The organism is Micromonospora sp. A200 (genome assembly GCF_029893845.1).
GTDB lineage: Bacteria > Actinomycetota > Actinomycetes > Mycobacteriales > Micromonosporaceae > Micromonospora > Micromonospora purpureochromogenes.
In genome coordinates this window covers 81,386-99,288 of the sequence record NZ_JARXXY010000022.1, presented here as the reverse complement: position 1 = coordinate 99,288, position 17,903 = coordinate 81,386, and the positions used below count along the sequence as shown (strand labels likewise).

The 17,903-nt window shown below is 71.3% G+C and carries 16 protein-coding genes; 13 read left to right on the top strand and 3 right to left on the bottom strand.

The window, feature by feature from the left end; all coding sequences use genetic code 11:
* Nucleotides 1–77: 77 nt before the first annotated feature.
* The 7 genes from M2302_RS21630 (at nucleotide 78) to M2302_RS21600 (ending at nucleotide 7,339) form a co-directional block, all read left to right on the top strand.
* Nucleotides 78–1,319: a sugar ABC transporter substrate-binding protein gene (locus M2302_RS21630; RefSeq protein ID WP_280839679.1), complete on the top strand. Its 1,242-nt coding sequence runs from the start codon at nucleotides 78–80 to the stop codon at nucleotides 1,317–1,319.
* A gap of 62 nt (nucleotides 1,320–1,381) precedes the next feature.
* On the top strand, nucleotides 1,382–2,281 hold the full coding sequence (locus M2302_RS21625; protein WP_280839678.1) for a sugar ABC transporter permease: 900 nt from the start codon (nucleotides 1,382–1,384) through the stop codon (nucleotides 2,279–2,281).
* The gene (locus M2302_RS21620; RefSeq protein ID WP_280839677.1) at nucleotides 2,278–3,177 is read left to right on the top strand and encodes a carbohydrate ABC transporter permease; all 900 of its coding nucleotides are present in this window, start codon (nucleotides 2,278–2,280) and stop codon (nucleotides 3,175–3,177) included. The genes M2302_RS21625 and M2302_RS21620 overlap by 4 nt, the downstream gene beginning before the upstream one ends.
* Nucleotides 3,174–4,199: a hydroxyacid dehydrogenase gene (locus M2302_RS21615; protein ID WP_280839676.1), complete on the top strand. Its 1,026-nt coding sequence runs from the start codon at nucleotides 3,174–3,176 to the stop codon at nucleotides 4,197–4,199. Before M2302_RS21620 ends, M2302_RS21615 begins: the two co-directional genes overlap by 4 nt.
* A 67-nt stretch (nucleotides 4,200–4,266) precedes the next feature.
* Complete coding sequence (locus M2302_RS21610) at nucleotides 4,267–5,157, top strand: Gfo/Idh/MocA family oxidoreductase (RefSeq protein WP_280839675.1); 891 nt, start codon at nucleotides 4,267–4,269, stop codon at nucleotides 5,155–5,157.
* Between the two features lie 101 nt (nucleotides 5,158–5,258).
* Complete coding sequence (locus M2302_RS21605; RefSeq protein ID WP_280839674.1) at nucleotides 5,259–6,275, top strand: NAD-dependent epimerase/dehydratase family protein; 1,017 nt, start codon at nucleotides 5,259–5,261, stop codon at nucleotides 6,273–6,275.
* Between the two features lie 8 nt (nucleotides 6,276–6,283).
* Entirely contained in the window at nucleotides 6,284–7,339 is a 1,056-nt protein-coding gene (locus tag M2302_RS21600) for a dihydrodipicolinate synthase family protein (RefSeq protein ID WP_280839673.1), read from the top strand.
* A 48-nt stretch (nucleotides 7,340–7,387) separates the two neighbouring features.
* Here the strand turns inward: M2302_RS21600 and M2302_RS21595 are convergent, their stop codons facing one another.
* Nucleotides 7,388–8,608, bottom strand: coding sequence for a hypothetical protein (locus M2302_RS21595; protein ID WP_280839672.1), 1,221 nt, complete (start codon nucleotides 8,606–8,608; stop codon nucleotides 7,388–7,390).
* Nucleotides 8,609–8,690: 82 nt separating this feature from the next.
* Between M2302_RS21595 and M2302_RS21590 the strand changes: the two genes are divergently transcribed.
* The 4 genes from M2302_RS21590 to M2302_RS21575 are packed head-to-tail and all read left to right on the top strand — an operon-like array spanning nucleotide 8,691 to nucleotide 12,221.
* Entirely contained in the window at nucleotides 8,691–9,863 is a 1,173-nt protein-coding gene (locus M2302_RS21590) for a DegT/DnrJ/EryC1/StrS family aminotransferase (protein WP_280839671.1), read from the top strand.
* Entirely contained in the window at nucleotides 9,860–10,756 is an 897-nt protein-coding gene (locus tag M2302_RS21585) for a dihydrodipicolinate synthase family protein (protein WP_280839670.1), read from the top strand. The genes M2302_RS21590 and M2302_RS21585 overlap by 4 nt, the downstream gene beginning before the upstream one ends.
* Nucleotides 10,753–11,490 (top strand): amidohydrolase family protein, encoded by a 738-nt coding sequence (locus tag M2302_RS21580; protein ID WP_280839669.1) that lies wholly within the window; start codon nucleotides 10,753–10,755, stop codon nucleotides 11,488–11,490. The genes M2302_RS21585 and M2302_RS21580 overlap by 4 nt, the downstream gene beginning before the upstream one ends.
* Nucleotides 11,487–12,221 carry an amidohydrolase family protein gene (locus M2302_RS21575; RefSeq protein WP_280839668.1) on the top strand — a complete coding sequence of 245 codons (735 nt, stop codon included), beginning with the start codon at nucleotides 11,487–11,489 and terminating at the stop codon, nucleotides 12,219–12,221. The genes M2302_RS21580 and M2302_RS21575 overlap by 4 nt, the downstream gene beginning before the upstream one ends.
* Nucleotides 12,222–12,286: 65 nt before the next feature.
* On the opposite strand, the gene M2302_RS21570 is transcribed toward M2302_RS21575, so the two are convergent.
* Nucleotides 12,287–14,107: a hypothetical protein gene (locus M2302_RS21570; protein WP_280839667.1), complete on the bottom strand. Its 1,821-nt coding sequence runs from the start codon at nucleotides 14,105–14,107 to the stop codon at nucleotides 12,287–12,289.
* Between the two features lie 685 nt (nucleotides 14,108–14,792).
* On the opposite strand from M2302_RS21570, the gene M2302_RS21565 reads away from it, so the two are divergent.
* Together M2302_RS21565 and M2302_RS21560 are read left to right on the top strand one after the other, a co-directional pair.
* On the top strand, nucleotides 14,793–15,296 hold the full coding sequence (locus M2302_RS21565) for an ankyrin repeat domain-containing protein (RefSeq protein ID WP_280839666.1): 504 nt from the start codon (nucleotides 14,793–14,795) through the stop codon (nucleotides 15,294–15,296).
* Nucleotides 15,297–15,330: 34 nt separating this feature from the next.
* Nucleotides 15,331–15,990: an SMI1/KNR4 family protein gene (locus tag M2302_RS21560; RefSeq protein ID WP_280839665.1), complete on the top strand. Its 660-nt coding sequence runs from the start codon at nucleotides 15,331–15,333 to the stop codon at nucleotides 15,988–15,990.
* A gap of 492 nt (nucleotides 15,991–16,482) precedes the next feature.
* Here the strand turns inward: M2302_RS21560 and M2302_RS21555 are convergent, their stop codons facing one another.
* Nucleotides 16,483–17,844 carry a recombinase family protein gene (locus tag M2302_RS21555; protein ID WP_280839664.1) on the bottom strand — a complete coding sequence of 454 codons (1,362 nt, stop codon included), beginning with the start codon at nucleotides 17,842–17,844 and terminating at the stop codon, nucleotides 16,483–16,485.
* Nucleotides 17,845–17,903 lie beyond the last annotated feature (59 nt).

The following is a 17,903-nucleotide window of genomic DNA, read 5'->3' as shown; positions in this document are numbered from 1 at the left end:
GGTTCATCTTCGCTCTAGTATCGGCCCGGACCGTAAGTTACTGTACTGCCCACCTGACCTCCCCGGAAGGATGCGAGATGCGTGTTCGCAAGAGCCTGTCGGCCGTGGCGGTGGCGCTCGTCGCCGCGCTCGCGGCCACGGGTTGTGGTGGTTCCGGCTCCGGTGACTCCGGCAAGAAGACCGTGACGATGTGGATCTACCCGGTGATCTTCGACGAGGCGAAGCACCGTGCGTACTGGGACGAGACCGCCAAGGCGTTCCAGGCGGCCAACCCCGGCGTCGAGATCAAGACCGAGATCTTCCCCTGGGCCAACCGGGACCAGGCGTTGGCCACGGCGATCGCCGGCAACAAGGGACCGGACGTCGTCTACCTGATCCCCGACCAGCTGCCCAAGTACGCCCGCAACATCGAACCGGTCGACGCGTACCTCGACGACGCGGCCAAGGCCGACTACCTGCCCAACGTGGTGGAGTCGGTCTCCATCGACGGCAAGATGATGGGCGCACCCGTGCTGACCAGCGCGGTCACCCCCCTCTGCAACAAGAAGGTCTTCGCCGAGGTCGGCCAGACCACCTACCCGAGCAGTTGGAGCGACCTGCTCGCCATGGCCCCGACGTTCAAGGCCAAGGGATACGACGTGACCGCGTACGCGGGCGACGTCAAGAACACCCTCAACCAGACCTTCTACCCGCTGCTCTGGCAGGCCGGCGGAGACGTGTTCAGCCCGGACGGCAAGTCGGTCGCCTTCAACAGCGCTGAGGGCAGGAAGGCGCTGGCGTTCGCCAAGCAGCTCGTCGACGGCGGCTTCGTCGACAAGAGCCTGCTCACCACGCTCCCTCCCATCGAGCAGACCCGCATCGCGCAGAACAAGGTCGGCTGCGTCTGGCACGTGCTGCCGGCGGAGATCGAGAAGTTCTGGGGCAAGGAGAACATCCAGGCCCTCCCGCACTTCACCGAGACGAAGCAGATCGGGTACGGCACCGTTGGCTCGCTGTCGATGCTGAAGAACTCGAAGAACAAGGAGGCGGCGGGCAAGTGGATCGCGTTCGCCTCGGACGCCGAGAACGCCAAGAAGTACGACGTCGCCGCCAGCTTCTTCTCGGCCAAGAAGTCCGTCGGCGCGCTCTACGCGGACGACCCGGTCCTCGGCGAGCAGGAGAAGCAGGTCGCCACCAGCACCGTCGGCCCGCTGAACGAGAAGGCGCGTGACGTCCAGGGCGTGCTCGCCCCGGAGATCCAGGCCGCGCTGCTCGGCAAGAAGTCGGTCGAGCAGGCCCTCGACGACGCGGCCAAGGCCGCCGACCCGCTGCTCGGCTAGCTCAGACAGGGCTCGCGGTGGGCGGGGACCCGCCCACCGCGAGCCCTCGGAAAGGTTGTCAGATGGTTGCACTACCGACGATCCGCCGACGGCGCGTCCGCCGCCCGTCCGCCCGGGAGGCGGGGACGGCCCTGCTGTTCGTCCTGCCGTTCCTGGTGCTGTTCGCCCTGTTCCGCTTCGGGCCGGCGATCGCCGGAGTGGTCCTCGGCTTCACCGACTACGCGATCGGCGGCGACACCAGCTTCGTCGGCGTCGAGAACTTCCGCCGGCTCGTCGACGACCCGACGTTCTGGTCGGCGTTGCGGGTGACGGTCATCTTCACCGCGTTGTCCGTACCGTTGTCGATGCTGGCGTCGCTCGGCATGGCCTTGCTGACCCGCCGGGCCTTCCGCGGCGCGAAGCTGTTCCGGTCGGTGTTCTTCCTCCCCGTCGTGACCAGTCTGGTGCTCGCCGGGGTGGTGTTCAGCTGGGTCTTCGCCGACGGGGGTCCGTGGTCGCGGGCGATGGGTGCGCTGGGACTGCCGCAGCAGTCGTGGCTCGCCGACAGCGTGCTGGTCATCCCCGCGCTCGTGTTGGTCGCGGTCTGGTCCCGCTTCGGCTACGGGATGCTCATCCTGCTCGCCCGGATGCAGGACATCCCCGCCGAACTGGAGGAGGCGGCACTGACCGACGGCGCCTCGGCCTGGCAGCGCTTCCGCTACGTCACATTGCCGCAGCTGCGGCCCGCCCTGTTCTTCGTGGCCCTCATCGAGACCACGGTGGCGGTCCAGGTCTTCGACATGATCTACGTGATGACCGGCGGTGGCCCGGTGCGGTCCAGCTACAGCCTGGTCTACCTCCTCTACGACCAGGGCTTCAAGTACTTCGACCTGGGTTACGCGAGCGCCATCGGGGTCGCCCTGTTCGTGATGACCATCGTCGTGGCGCTCGTCCAGCGGCTGACCCTCGGGAGGGAAGAATGACCGACACCATGCTGGCCACGCCCGCCGTCACCGATCCGACGCCCGCGTCGACCCGGAAGGGGCGGCCCTACCGGGTCGGTCGGGCCAGCCGGGGCTGGCTCGTCGGCCGCACCGCGCTGCTGCTGATCGGCGCCGTGATCACGCTGTTCCCCTTCTACGCGATGGTCGTGCTGTCGTTCAAGCCGACCGGGCCGGTGACCTTCCCGGACAGCCTCCTGCCCTGGCCGTTCTCCACCGAGGCGTACGACCAGGTGGTCGGCGCGAAGAGCGTGCTGCGGTGGATGTGGAACACGATCGTCTACTCGGTCGTGTCGGTCGTCGGTGTGCTGCTGTTCGCCTCGATGGCCGGGTACGCGTTCGCGAAGAAGCGCTTTCCCGGCAAGGAAGCCATGTTCTGGTCGTTCCTGGCGATGCTGATGGTGCCGTACCACGTCACGATGATCCCGACCTTCATCATCATCTCCGAGCTGGGCGGCGTGGACACCTACTGGGGCATGATCGTGCCGACCCTGGCCAACGCGCAGGCGGTCTTCCTGATGCGACAGTTCATCGCCTCGTTGCCCGACTCGCTGTTCGAGGCTGCCCGACTGGACGGCTGCTCCGAGTGGCGCGTGTACGTGTCGATCGTGCTGCCGCTGATCAAGCCGATCCTCGCCACCCTCGGTGTCTTCGTCTTCCTCTGGCACTGGAACGACTTCCTCTGGCCGCTCATCGTCGGCCAGAGCCTCGACATGCGTACCCTCACCACCGGCATCGCCTCCCTGCAACAGGAGAACGTCGCGCTGAACATGCTGCTCGCCGGTTCGGTGGTGGCGTTCGTACCGATCTTCGTGGCGTACCTGATCGGCCAGCGCTACTTCCAGGAGGGCGTCGCGACCACGGGCATCAAGGGGTGACCGGGCCCGCCGTGGCGGGACGGCCCGTCATCGCGGTGGCGGTGACACCGCAGGTCCGCTCCCTGTTCTTCGACGCCGACGCCTGGGCGGCCCTGCGCCGACTGGGCGAGGTGCGGCTGCCCTCCGACGACGATGTCGGCGACGAGGCCGTCCTGGCCCGGCTGCTCGCCAACGCCGATGTCGTGGTCACCGGATGGGACACCGCACCACTGACCGCTCGGGTGCTCGCCGCCGCTCCCCGGCTGCGGCTGCTCGCGCACACCGGGGCCAGCGTGAAACCGTTCGTGACCCCGGCGAGCTTCGCCCGGGGCGTGCGCGTCACCCAGGCCGGCGACGCCATGGCGTACGCGGTGGGGGAGCAGGCGCTCGCGCTGACCCTGGCGCTGCTGCACGGGGTGCACCGCTTCGACAACGCGTTGCGCACCGGGGTCGACTGGGCGACGGCCAAGGCGGCCCCGCCCCGCCGGGAGCTGCGCGGGGCCACGGTCGGCGTGATCGGCGCGTCGCGCACCGGCCGGGCGTACCTCGGGCTGGTGCGGGCGCTCGGCGCGCGGGTGCTGGTCGCCGACCCGTACTTGCGCGACGGCGACGCCGCCGCGCTCGGCGTCGAGCGCGTCACCCTGGACGAACTGCTCACCCGGTCGCTGGTGGTCTCCCTGCACGCGCCGGTGCTGCCGGAGACCGCCGGCATGATCTCCGCGCGCGAGCTGGCCCTGATGCCGGACGGCGCCCTGCTGGTCAACACCGCACGCTCGGCGCTGGTGGACGAGGCCGCGCTGCTGGCGGCGTTGCGCGCCGGGCGCCTCGACGCCGCCCTGGACGTCTTCGACGCCGAGCCGCTGCCCGTCGACCATCCGCTGCGCGATTTGCCGAACGTGCTGCTGACGCCGCACGAGTCGGCCGGGACGGTACAGTCCCGCCGACGGGCCGCCGCAATCGTGCACGCCGAGATCGACCGGTTCCTGCGTGGCGAGCCGCTGCGGCACGAGGTGACGCCTGAACTGCTCGACACCATGGGGTGACCTGCCGTCCCGCCTCCGCCGGGTGGCGGGTTGGGTGGCGGCTGGGGGAGAAGTAGCCTCTGCGGTCATGCGCATCGCCCTCGCCGGACTCGCCACCAGCCACCCGTACACCGACGCCCGGACCTTGCGCGCCGACGCGGCGGCGACCGAGCTGGTGGTGTGGGAGCCGGATCCGCAGCGGCTGGCCCGGTTCCGGGCCGAGCAACCTGACGCGGTCGTGGTGCCGGACCTCGACGCGCTCCTGGCCACCGCCCCGGACGGGGTGGTACTCACCGTGCCCACCTCCGGCGTGCCGGAGGCGCTGGCGCGGATCCTCGACCGGAAGCTGCCCTGCTTCGTCAACAAGCCGGCCGCCGCCACCCGCGAGCAGCTCGACCGGCTGGAGTCCGTCGTCACCCGCGCTCCGGAGCTGGTGCTCACCTCATCCGTGCTGCGGTTCGCCCCGGCATTCGCCGCGTTCGACGTGCCGCGCGAGGAGGTGCTCGCCGTCCGGGTCACCGTCCGCCACGACGTCGGCCTGTGGGCCACCGGTTACAACCCCTGGCAGGACGAGCCGACGGTCGGTGGCGGGACGCTGGTCATGATGGGCCTGCACGGAGTCGAGCTGCTGGTCGCGCTGCTGGGGCCGGCGGTCCGGCTGGTCGGCGCCGCCGCAACCGTACGCCGGCACCACGGCCTGCGCTCCGAGGACACCGGCCTGCTGACGGTCCAGTGGGACGACGGCGTGCCAGGCACGGTCGAGGTGCTCGGGGTCAGCCAGGGCGAGGCGTACGAGATGACCGTGTACACCGCCGCCGGTGACCGCCGGGTGGTGCTGCGCGGCGGGGCCGAGGAACTCGGCTACCGCGCCACCGTCGACGCTTTCCTGGACATGGTGCACGGCGCGCCGACCCCGGTGCCGTGGGAGCAGACCCGGGCGGTGCTGGAGATCCTCGCCTCCGCCCGCGCCCTGGCCTGACGTCTGCGGCCGGTTCGGTCGATCCTCGCCCCGCGACACCTTGACGCCCCTCCGGGCGGAAGTTACGGTCATGACCGTTAATCCGGAAGGGGTGTGGTGGCATGCGTACCGTGGCGGATCTGGAGGAGCGCCTCTCGCGGCCGCGCGGCGTCCTGGTGGACGACCTGCGCAAGCTCGACGGTGATCTGCTGATCCTCGGCGCGGGCGGCAAGCTGGGCCCGAGCCTGGTCCGACTGGCGCTTCGCGGCGTCGCCGAGGCGGGCACCGGTGCGCGGGTGATCGCCGTGTCCCGCTTCTCCGAGGCCGGGCTCGCCGACTCGTTGCGCGACGAGGGCGCGGTGGTCGTCGAGGCGGACGTCACCGACGACGCCGCCCTCGCCGCCCTGCCCGACGCGCCGAACGTGATCTTCCTGGTCGGCGCCAAGTTCGGTACCACCGGGCGGGAACACGCCACCTGGGCGACCAACGCCTACCTTCCCGGCCGGGTCGCGCAGCGCTTCGCCGGGTCGCGGATCGTCGCGCTGAGCACCGGCAACGTCTACCCGCTGGTGCCGGTCACCTCCGGCGGTTGCGTCGAGCAGACCCCGGTGCGGCCGGTCGGCGAGTACGCCATGTCCTGCCTGGGCCGGGAGCGTGTGCTCACCCACTTCTCGGACCGCCACGACACCCCGCTGGCGCTGATCCGGCTCAACTACGCCGTCGAGATGCGCTACGGCGTCCTCGTCGACATCGCCTCCGCGGTCCTGGCCGACCAGCCCGTCGACCTGACGATGGGCCACGCCAACATCGTCTGGCAGGGCTACGCCAACGAGGTGACCCTGCGCGCTCTGCACCACACACGGACACCGCCGTTCGTGTTGAACCTGACGGGTCCGGAGCTGGTCTCGGTCCGTCAGGTCGCCACCGCGCTCGCCGACCGGCTGGGTCGCGAGGCGCGTTTCACCGGCACCGAGGCGCCGACCGCGCTGCTGTCCAACGCCCAGCTCTGCCACCGGCTGTTCGGCTACCCGGACGTGCCGGTCGCCGAGCTGATCGACCTGACGGCGGACTGGGTCGCCGACGGCCTTCCCCTGCTCGGCAAGCCGACCGGATTCCAACGCCGCGACGGCAACTTCTAGGAGAGACCGTGTTGACCGCACCGGACACCCGACAGACCACGGCCCTGGCCCGGTTCCAACGGGGCTGCGTCATCCCCGCCCACCCGCTCGCCCTCGACGCCGACCGACGGCTCGACGAGCGCCGGCAGCGGGCCCTGACCCGCTACTACCTCGCCTCCGGTGCCGGTGGCATTGCCGTCGGCGTGCACACCACCCAGTTCGCCATCCACGACCCGGCGGTCGGGCTGCTCGCCCCGGTGCTGGAGCTGGCCGCCGAGACCGCCGCCGGCTCGGACGCCATCCTGGTCGCCGGCGTCTGCGGCGACACCGCGCAGGCGGTCCGGGAGGCGGAACTCGCCGCCTCGCTCGGCTACCACCTGGTGCTGTTGTCTCCGTACGGGCCGCTGGACGAGGACGCCCTGGTCGAACGGGCCCGGGCGGTCGGCGAGGTGCTGCCGGTGATCGGCTTCTACCTCCAGCCGGCCGTCGGCGGGCGGCACCTGTCGCGCGACTTCTGGGCTCGGCTCGCCGCACTCGAATCCGTGGTCGGGATCAAGGTCGCGCCGTTCGACCGCTACCGCACCCTCGACGTGCTGCACGGCGTCTGTGCCGCCGGCCGCACCGGCGACCTCGCTCTCTACACCGGCAACGACGACCACATCCTCGCCGACCTGGTGGCCCCCCACCGGATCACGGTGGACGGTCGTCCGGTGGAGGTGGAGTTCGTCGGCGGCCTGCTCGGCCAGTGGGCGGTGTGGGCGCGTACCGCCGTGGGTCTGCTCGAGGACGCCCGCAGCGCCCGCGGCGGTGACGACACCGCGCTGCGCCGGCTGCTCACTCTCGACGGCCACCTCACCGACGCGAACGCCGCCATCTTCGACGCCGCGAACGGGTACCACGGCTGCATCCCCGGGATCCACGAGGTGCTGCGCCGCCAGGGTCTGCTCGCCGGCCGCTGGTGCCTCGACCCGGCCGAGGAACTCTCCCCGGGGCAGCTCGCCGAACTGGACCGGGTGCACGCCGCCTACCCGCACCTGCGCGACGACGCGTTCGTCGCCGAGCACCTCGACTCCTGGTTGGCCTGACCTCCGACGTGCCCGGTCCGTGCCACGGGGGTACGGACCGGGCGGGGGTCACACCGTCAGGCGGTAGAGGGTCAACGGGCGGCCGCTGCTGCCGGAGGCGAGGTTGCCCAGCCGCTCGGCTAGGCCGGCCAGTTCCAGACGGTGCAGCATGCGGCGGGCGGTGCGCTGCTGGATGTGGAGCTGCTCGGCGACCTCGCGGCTGGTCAGGGGCTCGTCGCCGGCCGCGGCGCGGACCTCCCGCAGGCGCAGCAGGGTGGGCACCGACAGGCCGACCCGCTGGGCGATGACCGCCAGGTTCGCCTCCGCCGGCGGCGGGGTCGCTGTCGTCGACTCCAGCACGATGTCGGTCTCGCCGCGCAGCGACAGCACCGCGGTCGTCGACCCGACCCGACGAGCCCGGCTCAACGCCCGGCGCGCCAGGTTCTCCGCCTCCGCGGCGCTGCGCCCCAACCCGAAGCCGATCTGGACGGTGCCGTGCCGGTCGGCCAGGCGACGCAGCATCGGCAGCGCGGTGAAGCCGCCGGTCGCGTCGTGCAGCGGCCCGCGGGTGGTGACGATCAGGTACGTGTCCGGAGCGAATCGGGCCAGCGTCCCGCCGAGCGTGGCTACCTCCTTGAGCAGGCCGTCGTCGCCGCCGGGGAGGTTGGCCAGGCCGAGGGCGATCTGTGCGTCCTCCTGGGCCTGGCTGTTGGCGGACAGCAGCACCTGGCGCAGCGCGGTGCGCACCGAATGGATCGACGGGGCGAGCCGGAACGCCGGCATCTCGTGCCGCAGCACCTCGTAGGCCGACCTGATGCAGGTGACCGCCACCTGGGCGCCGGAGCTGTGCTGCCGCCGGTGGAAGGCCACCACGTCGTCGGAGCTGAGGCTGCCCCGGTACGGCAGGGTACGGACCCGGTCGACCGGCAGGCCGGCCTCGGTGAACGTCGCCGCGACGTCGGCGCCGGTGATCGTGTCGATGGAGATCCGGGTGACGTCGTGCCCGTCGCGTAGCAGCCGCACGGTGGCCTGGAGCAGCGTCGCCCCGGTGTAGTCGACGAAGGTCGCCGGCCGGGTCAGCACGTTCGCCTCCCGAGCCAGGGTGTACGGCACCACGCCGGTGAACAGCCACGCCTCGACCTGCGCGCTGTGCGCCTCCACCAGCGCCGGGGTCTGGGACTCGTGGTCGTAGTGCAGCCGCCGAGCGGTGACGCCGGGCTGCTCCTCGCAGGTGGCCGCCACGTCGTCGACGAGGTCGTGCGGCCCGACGACCCCTATCTCGATGGTCACGGCTGCCTCCGGTCGAAGGGTTGCATGTTCCGTAGCTCAAGATTACGGTCAGGCCCGGTATTTCTGGAAGCCGGGAGGGTACGTGTCGTTTCCCAGCATGGCCGATGCCGGTGGCCGGACGCTCGGCACCGAGGAACTGGACGCCGTCGCCCGGGTGCTCCGCTCGGGGATGCTCAGCTCCGTCTGGGGCACCGAGGTCCGGACCCTGGAACGCGAGATGGCCGACCGGCATGGAGTCTCGCACGCCGTGGCCACCAGCTCGGGGACGGCAGCCCTGCACTGTGCGGTCGCCGCCGCCGCGCCCGACCCGGGAGACGAGATCATCACGTCCCCGATCAGTGATTTCGGCACCGTCGCGCCGATCCTGGCGCAGAACGCCGTGCCGGTCTTCGCCGACGTCGACCCGTACACCGGGAACCTGGACCCGGCCTCCGTCGCCGCCGCGGTCGGGCCGCGGACCCGGGCGATCCTCGCGGTGCACCTGTTCGGCGCCGCCGCCGACCTCCGCGCGGTGGCCGACGCCGCCGGTGTGCCGCTGATCGAGGACTGCGCACAGGCCTGGCTCGCCCGCTATCCCGACGGCCGGCTCGTCGGCACGGCCGGCGCGGTCGGCTGCTTCAGCCTCCAGCAGTGGAAGCACATCACCTGCGGCGACGGCGGCCTGGCGATCACCGACGACCCGGCTCTGGCCCGGCGGATGCGACTCTTCGCCGACAAGGGCTGGCCGCGCGACGGGGCCCGCCGGCACGTCGGGCTCGGCCTGAACTACCGGATGACCGAGCTGGCCGGCGCCGTCGCCCGCGCCCAGCTCGCCAAGCTGCCCGGCGTACTCGCCGAGCGCCGCCGCACCGCCGCCCGGCTGCACGCCGCCCTCGCCGACCTGCCCGGCGTACGCCTGCCCGTCGACATCGACGCGCACGCCTGGTGGCTCTTCCCGATCGTGCTGGACCCACCCCTGACCAACCAGCAGGTCGCCGGGACGCTCGCCGCCGCCGGGATCCCGGCCCGCGCCGGTTACCTCGACCAGCCGCTGCACCACGCGCCCGCCCTCACCGACGCCCCCGTCTACGGCACCTCCCGCTTCCCGCTCACGGCCCCGCCCGCCGACCGGCAGCCCGCCTACGGGCCGGGCGCCTGCCCGGTGGCGGAGCGGCTCGTCGACGAGACCCTGCTGGTGATCGACTGGAACGAGCGGTACACCGACGACCACGTCGACGAGATCGCCCGCGCCGTCCGGACGGCGGTGACGGCGTGATCGCCCCGGTTGCCGCCGCGCTGCGCGACCGGCTGCGGTGGAAGCTCGTCGCGGCCACGGCCACCCCGGTCGACGGCAACGGCGTGGTCGACGAGGCGATCCTCGACCAGTACCTGCGCGGGTTGGTCACCGACGGGGCCGACGCCCTGGCGGTGCTCGCCCACACCGGTCGCGGTCCCTTCCTCGACGCCGCCACCCGCGACCTCGTCATCCGTCGCGCCGTCGCCACCGGCGTACCGGTGATCGTCGGTGTGGGCGGCCGGCCGGGGGAGCGGACCGACGAGGTCGCCGCTCAGGCGTCCGGTGCCGCCGCGCTCGGCGCCGCCGCGGTGCTGGTCTTCCCGGTCGGGAGCGACGCGCTCGCCCACCACGACGCGGTCTGGCGGGCCGCCGGCCTGCCGATGCTCGCCTTCGACCTCTATGTCCGGCCCTACCCGCAGGCAGAGCTCGCAGCCCTGCTGGAACACCCCGGGGTGGCCGGGGTCAAGGTGGCCCGGTTGCACGACGCGATGGCCTGCCAGGCCGCGCTCGCCGCCGCCCGCGCCGTCGACCGGCTCGCCGTCACCGGCGAGGACCGAATGTTCGGGCCGTCGCTGATGTGGGGCGCGCAGGCCGCCCTGGTCGGCCTCGCCGCGGCCGCCGTGCCCGTCACCGCCGCCGTGCTCCGGGCCTACGCCGACCAGCGGTACGCCGACTTCGTCGCCGCCTCCGCCGGCCTGGACCGCCTCGCCCAGGTGACCTTCACCGAGCCGATGGAGGGTTACGTGCGCCGGATGCTGTGGATCGCCGCCGACGAGGGGCGGATCCCGGAATCGCACGCCGCCGACCCGTACGGCCCCGCCCTGCCCGAGGACGACCGGGCCCGGGTGCTCACGCTGGCGAGACGGTCGTGACGGGCCCGTTCACCGCCGGCGACCTGCCGGCCGTCACGCTCGACGTCGACGTGCTGGTCGGCCGGTACGCCGACCGTCCCGGGCCCGTCGGCGCCCCGGGCCAGGTGGCTGAGGTCCTTGCCGCCAACGGGATCGACCGGGCCGCCGTGGCCAACCTGCGGGCGGCCCTGTTCGACGTGCCCACCGGCAACGACGAGGCCGCCGCCCTCGCCGGCCCGGGCGTGCTTCCGGTCGGAGGGGTCGACCTGCGCGACCCGCTCGGGGCCGAGCGGGAGGTGGACCGGCTGGCCGAGCGGGGCTTCCGCGCGGTCCGTCTCTTCCCCGACGAACAGCGGGTGGAAGCGGACTTCCCGGCCGTACGGCACGTCGCCCGCCGAGCCGCCGAGGTCGGCCTGGTCATTCTCGCCGGAGGCGACGTGCGCCGGTTCTGGCGTCCACTGCGCGGCACGACGGTGGTCTTCCTCGACACGCACTTCTACCACCTGGGTGACTTCGTCGTCGTCGCCCGCGACGAACCGGGCTTCCACACCTCCACCCGGCTGCTCAACTCGCCCGACGCGTTGGAGACCGTCGCGGAGCACCTGGGCGTCGAACGTCTGCTCTACGGCTCCCGCACGCCGTGGTACGAGGCCGTCGTACCCCGGCTCCGGCTGGCCCGGAGCGGCCTCACGCCCACCGACGTGGCCGCCGTGGCCGGCGGCAACGCCCGCCGGGTCCTGGAGCCGTCGGCGTGATCATCGACGTGCACGCCCACTGGGGGCCCTGGTTCTTCAGCATGGAGGTCGGGGCGCTCGCCACCAACCTCGCCGTGATGGACCGGTACGGGATCGACCTCGCCGTCGTCTCGGCCACCGAGGCGGTGATCTACGACGTGACCGCCGGGAACCGGGCCATGGCCCGGACGCTGGAGCACAGCGATCGGTTGCTCGGATACCTGACGGTCAACCCGCGCCGGCTCGACGACGCCGAACGCGACCTGCACGAGCTGCTGCCCACCGGCCGCTTCGTCGGGGTGAAGATCCACACCGACTACACCGACTCCCCGGTGGGCTCGCCACAGACCCGGGCCGCCCTGGAACTGGTCGCAGCCCACGACCTGCCCGCCTTGGTGCACACCTGGGACACCTCTCCGCTGGAGCTGGCCCAGGCCTGCGTGGAGATTCCCGGCCTGCGGGCCATCGCCGGGCACATGGGGGCCAACGGCTGGCGGTACGCGGTCGAGGCGGCGAACGCGGTGGACCGGCTCTGGCTCGAACCGTGCTTCTCGCACACCGAGGCAGGCCGCTTCGCAGCGGTCGCGGCGGCGGTCGACCCCGGACGGCTGCTGTTCGGCACCGACGCCACGCTGATCGACCCGGCCGCCGCGTACGGAGCGGTGCTCGCCGCCGACCTTCCCCCGACGCTGGCCGAGCGGGTCGCCTGGCGCAACGCCGCGGAGCTGTTCCGCCTCGACGTCACCGGCTGAGTACCCGTACGGCGCGGGGCCGTCCCCCGAACCGGGAGGACGGCCCCGCGATCGCTGTCGGAGCGCTACTTCCGCGGCAGCGGGAACAGGGCCAGGTCGTTGCCGAGCATGCCCCAGGTCGCCTTGCCGTCCGGCGTGAAGTGGAACGACGGGTTGTTGTACCAGCCACGCGGCACGTTGTCGTACAGGGTGGTCACCTCACCAGCGGGGGCCGTCGGCAGCTCGGAGATGTCGTTGGTCCAGTGCACCCAGGAGAACACCCGGCCGTCGACCCCGTTGAACTGGCCGTACCCGCCGAGGTCGCCCTCCATCACAATCTGCCGGGAGTGCAGGTCGTAGGCGAACCAGGCCCCGCGCGGGCGGCGACCCATCGCGTAGAGCAGGTTGCCGACGACGAACAGGCTCTCGTACGACAGCCAGTCCGGCTTGATCTCCTCGCGCCACAGCAGCCGGCGGGTGACGATGTCGACGGCCGCCACCTGGGCCACCTTGCGGATCGGGCCGCTGGTGCCCTCGCCGTAGGTGTCCCCGGCGATGTAGGCGGTGTTGCCCTGCACCACCACGTCCATCACACTCTGCTCGGGCAGGAACTCCCGGTGCGTGTCGAAGGTGTTGTCGCTCAGGTCGATGAAGGTCAATGCGCCGGTGTGCTTCGTGGTCTGCGGGCTGGACGCCACGATGAGCTGGTTGCGCCGCCGGTCGTGGTGGATCCGCTTGGTGCGCAGCTGTTCGTTGCCGAGCAGCCCCAGCACGCTGATCTCGTAGCTGTCCGGGTCGATCGCGACGATCTGGGTGCTCGGGTAGAGGCCGGCGTACACCACGCCACGCCGACCCTCGGCCATCGCCTTGACCTCGCCGTTGATGTCGAAGCGGTCGCTCTTGCCCGCCTCCGGCCGGTGCACCGTCATCGCGTAGTGCCCGCCCACCCAGATCCTGTTCCGGGTGTGCCGCATCATCGACTGGATGGTCTCCGGGTACCCGAAGCCCCGGTCGGCGGTCTGCCACACGCTGGCGGTGCCACCGGGCGTGGTTTTCCAGACGTGCCCGAGCCCGCTCACGCCGAGCAGCGCGCCGCCGGGCAGCGGGGCGAGCAGCTGGTTCTCCACATCGGCCAGGGGCTGGCCCACCTTGACCAGGCCGTCGGGGGTCACCTCGTACAGGTTGGTGGTCAGCCGGCACAACGCGTACACCGTGCCGTCGCTGCCGACGGTGACCTGGTCGATGTAGCGGTCCTCGGCGGGAATGTCCCGGGACACCCGCTCCGAGCCGTCCCGACGGAAGGAGATCAACTGCCGGCCGCAGGCGACGTAGAGCGTGCCGTCCCGGACGGTCATGTCGAGAATGCCCACCGGTGAGGAGCTGAGGTACGGCGTCAGGTTGGTCGGCGCGCCGCCGGCCTTCGGCCACATCAGCAGGGTGCCGGGGGCGGCCGAGCCGCCGTAGACGTACTCGTCGTCGACCGCGACGGCCGCCGCGTACTGCGAGGTCGAGATGCGACCGTACGTCTCGACGGCGGCGTCGGCCAGCCGGATCCGCTTGACCGTACAGTCCGGATACGTGCCGATGTACAGGTGCTCGCCGTGCACCACCATGTCGTAGTACCAGGTGGTGGAACCGCCGGCCCGGGCCCACGCGACGACGTCGCCGGTCTGCGGGTCGTACCGGTACACGTACGCGCTGCCGGCGGGGCCGACGTAGACGTACCGACCGTCGGCGGCGAGCTTCTGCCCGCCGTTGCTCGGGATCGCCAGGTCCACGATCGTCCGCTGCGCGCCGGTGTGCACGTCGAACTCGCCCAGCCGCATCTTTCCCTCGGGGGTGTTGAAGCGCGAGGTGATGAAGACGCTGTCTCCGATGACGGCGGCACCACGGACGGCAGCGGTCAAAGAGGCGGGGCCGAAACTGGTCGGCGTGAGCGACTGCTCGGTCGCGGACGCGGGCGAGGAAAGCCCGCCATGCCCGACTGCCAGCGATGCTCCTGCGACGGCGCTACCTGCGAGCAGTGCGCGACGGCTGAGGGGCATGGAGGTCTCCGTTCGTCGGCATTATTACGGTCCGGACCTTAATAACCAACCCGTCAATGCGTCAAGGCTTGGCGGGTCGGCGCCGTTCGGTCGAACGGCTGCGGCGAGGGCTGCATCGGTGGGCCAGCCGCCGAAGGGATGCACCGGGGTGCCGCTGACGACGTCCTCGACGAGGATCGACCGGCCGCTGGGCCTGGTCCCGAGGCCGCGGTGACGGCCAGGCCGATCGGGAAGAAGGCGCACCGCGGGCTACGCCGAGCTGACCGGCAGCGGCAGCGGCTGCGCCCGAGCCGACACGGTCACGTTCGTACGGCGGTGATCGACCGGCCGGTAAGGACTGCGACCAGCGCCGGGCGTTGACGAGTGCGGATACCCATGGCTCCTCGCTCGTGCCACGCCGCCGCACCCCGAAAGCACCGGATGGCAGGGCATCGTCTCTGCGGCGGCGCAGACGGACTGCCGCCCGCCTCAGGCCGTGCGACTCCACTCGCGGCGTCGCGGTATGGAGCCGGCCACCCGGCTGGTGAGCGTGCAGTACGCTGGCGCGGTGCCGACCGATGATCGTTCTGAGGCACTGCTCGATGCGGTGACAAGCCGCGATGCCGATGGGATAGTCCGGTTGCTGGCAGCCGGTGCCGATCCGCGCGGCCGCGACGGCGAGGGTGTGCCGCTGCTGCGCCACGCCGCCGACACTGGCGACGTGGCGCTGGTGCGCCCGTTCCTGGACGCCGGTGCCCCGGTGGATCTCGCCGACCAGTACGGCGTGACTCCGCTGATGTGCGCCGTCATGGCCGGCGCCCCAGCGGCCGAGCTGGTGGATCTGCTCGTCGCCTGCGGCGTTGACGTCAACAGCCACGGTGATCCCGACGAGGACGGGCACACAGTGCTCACCCGGGCACTGGAGACGCCGGCCGAACCGATCATCGCGGCCCTGCTGGCCGCCGGCGCCGATCCGAACGCGGCGCGCGGCGACGGCTGGACCCCGCCCATGCTCGCCGCGCAGGACGGTCCGCCGGCCACGGTGCCGGCTGCTGCTCGACGCCGGCGCTGACCCGGCAGCGGTCAAGGACGGCGAGGTCACCGCGATGAGCGTCGCCGAGCACTGGGGTCGCACCGCAGTGGTCGAGCTGCTGCGGGCACACGGTGCGGACGATCCCGTGGACCGCGCGACCGCCCAGGTACGGGCACTGTGGGACGAGATCGGCGACTGGTTCGCCGTACACGCGCCGCCCTGCGCTGAGCAGCTGCGGGCCGGAACAGGCGCCAGTCCCGCCGCGGTCCAGGCCCTGGCCGTCGCGGTCGGCCACCACCTGCCGGTCGATCTGCGTGCGCATTTCCAGCTGTACGGGGGCAACGGCGGCGGCATGTTCTTCGAGTACGCCGGCCTGAGCGTCGACGCAGCACTCGGGCGATGGCGCGACCTCGCCGAGCTGCGCCGGCAGGGCACATTCGACGGTTGGGCGCCGGGCGAACTGGACACCGAGGAGGAGTTGGTCGAGCCGGTGTGGTGGAGTCCGGCGTGGCTGCCGTTCGCCGAGGACAGCGGCGGCAACCTGTACTGCGTCGACCTGGCCCCGGCCCGGCGGGGCGTGCGCGGCCAGGTGATCGCGTGGGAGGTCCACGGTGGTCCGGTCGGTCCGATGGCCAGCTCGTTCGAAGCTTACCTGTCCCGCTACCGTGACCAGTTTCGCAGCGGCCGGTATCGGTACGACCTCGACAGCGGAATCTTCGACGACGCGGATTGACGATACGGCGCTCCCTCAACCGTTGGCGGTTGCCGGTGGCCAGCCACGAGACTGGCGAACTCGCGTGTGGCAGTTGCAGCAGGGCAGTTGCAGGGTCTGCAGGTGGCGAGCAGCCTGGGTAACGACATGGGTGAGGACGGTGGGGTCGTCGCCACGGAGGTGAACTCCCGCTGGAACAACTCCGCCTCATCGCCGACAGGCTTCAGCCCGGAGGGGTCACCGGACACCAGCAGCCTGCCTCGGCCTGAGGAGATGCCTGTACCAGGTTGGCCCGGTTGAGAGTCCGGGGCCAATCCAATCTAGGTAGGCTGCTGTCAGCCGAGCGGAATGGCGCCGAAAAGACGCAACCCGTGATGGGTATCGGTTCGTGTCGATCCTCGGAGACGACCCATAACCCCACGGTGCGCGCTGAGATCAGCTTCAGCGCGCACCGTTTGCGTTTTTGGCTGGTACGTGAGTCGGAGGCCGAGTTGACGGTAGACCTCGGCCTTGTCAGCGGGGTCGGCGTCGCGGAGCACGGTGACGATGTCGCCGAGCGCTTGTACCAGTTTGGTGATCTCTGTTCGGCTCATCCGCTGTGAGCTCTTGTTCGGTGTGGCGTGGAGATCGGCTTCGGCACGCGTCCGCTCCGCCTGGGTTTGGGCGACCAGCCGATAACCACCGTCGGGTCGGCTCCGGCGTCGAGGGCTGTTCGGTAGCGCTCAAGTTTGGCGTCGCAGTCGGCGATGGTTGCCCGGGCTGCGGTGCCGAGGGCGGGTAGATCATCAGTGGCCTGGGCGTTAGCCATGGCGCTGATCGTTCGTTCGATGCGCTCTGGGGCGAAGGCGGAGGCCAGCCAGGTGTTGAGCGGGTCGGTGAGGGCGTCCTCCCGCAGGTAGACGTTGCGGGGGTGCGCGACCTGGTTGACGAGGGCGTATTCCTGGGGAAGCGGCAGCGGTAGTACGCGTCGCCGTGGTTGTACTGGCCCTGCATTCTGCGCTTGCAGGCGGCGCAGTAGATCAGGCCGCGGAAGACGTACGGGTTGCGGGTGCGCTTCCTGGTTCTTTCGCCGTCGGTTTTTTGCCGACGGCGGCTGAGGAGAGCCTGCGCTTCTTCGAAGGTCGCGTCGTCGATGAGCGGTGGGTGGGTGATGTCCTTGGAGACCACCCACTTGTCGCGGGGGTTCCATCGCATGACGCCGGTGTGGCCCATGGCGACGTCATCGACGTCGAGGAGTACTTCGTCCGTACGTTGCTTGTTCCACACCTGTCGCCCCGTGTAGCGGGGGTTGGTGAGGATGACGCGGACGGCGCTCTTGGACCAGGCGATGCCGCTGCGGTGCGGGTTGCGGGCGCGGTCGTGCGCCGAGGGGCAGGGCACGTGGTTGGCGGTAAGGCCTTCGGCGATGGTGAAGAGTCCATCGCCGGCGAGAAACTCGTCGAAGATTCGGCGCACGACCGGAGCGGTCTGGTCGTCCGGAGTGAGCCCGTGCAGGCGCTTGCCGTCGGCAGCCTTCGCGGGGTTGGGGTGGGGCCCGAGGTCGCGCAGGGTGTAGCCGTAGGGCGGGCGGCCGCCTAGGTAGCGACCTTTTAGGAGGGTTTGGGCGGCCATGGCGGTGCGGACGCGAAGCTTGATCCTGTTGCGTTCACCCTTCCTCATGCCGCCGAAGACGGACATGACCAGTTCGTGAGCCTCGTTCTCGGGGTCGATGGGGCCGCCGATCTCGGGCACCCAGAGTTCGACGCCGTAGTGGGCGAACAGCGGCACGGTGAGCCCGAATTGGTTGCCGTAGAAGGCACGGTGGGGTTCGCCGACGACGACGGCGGAGAAGCCGCGTTGCGGGTTGCGCGGCGAGGAGTTGGTTGGCCTGGGCACGGCGTTGCCACGGCAGGGAGCGGCTCTGGCCGACGTCGAAGTATTCGGTGACGATGCGG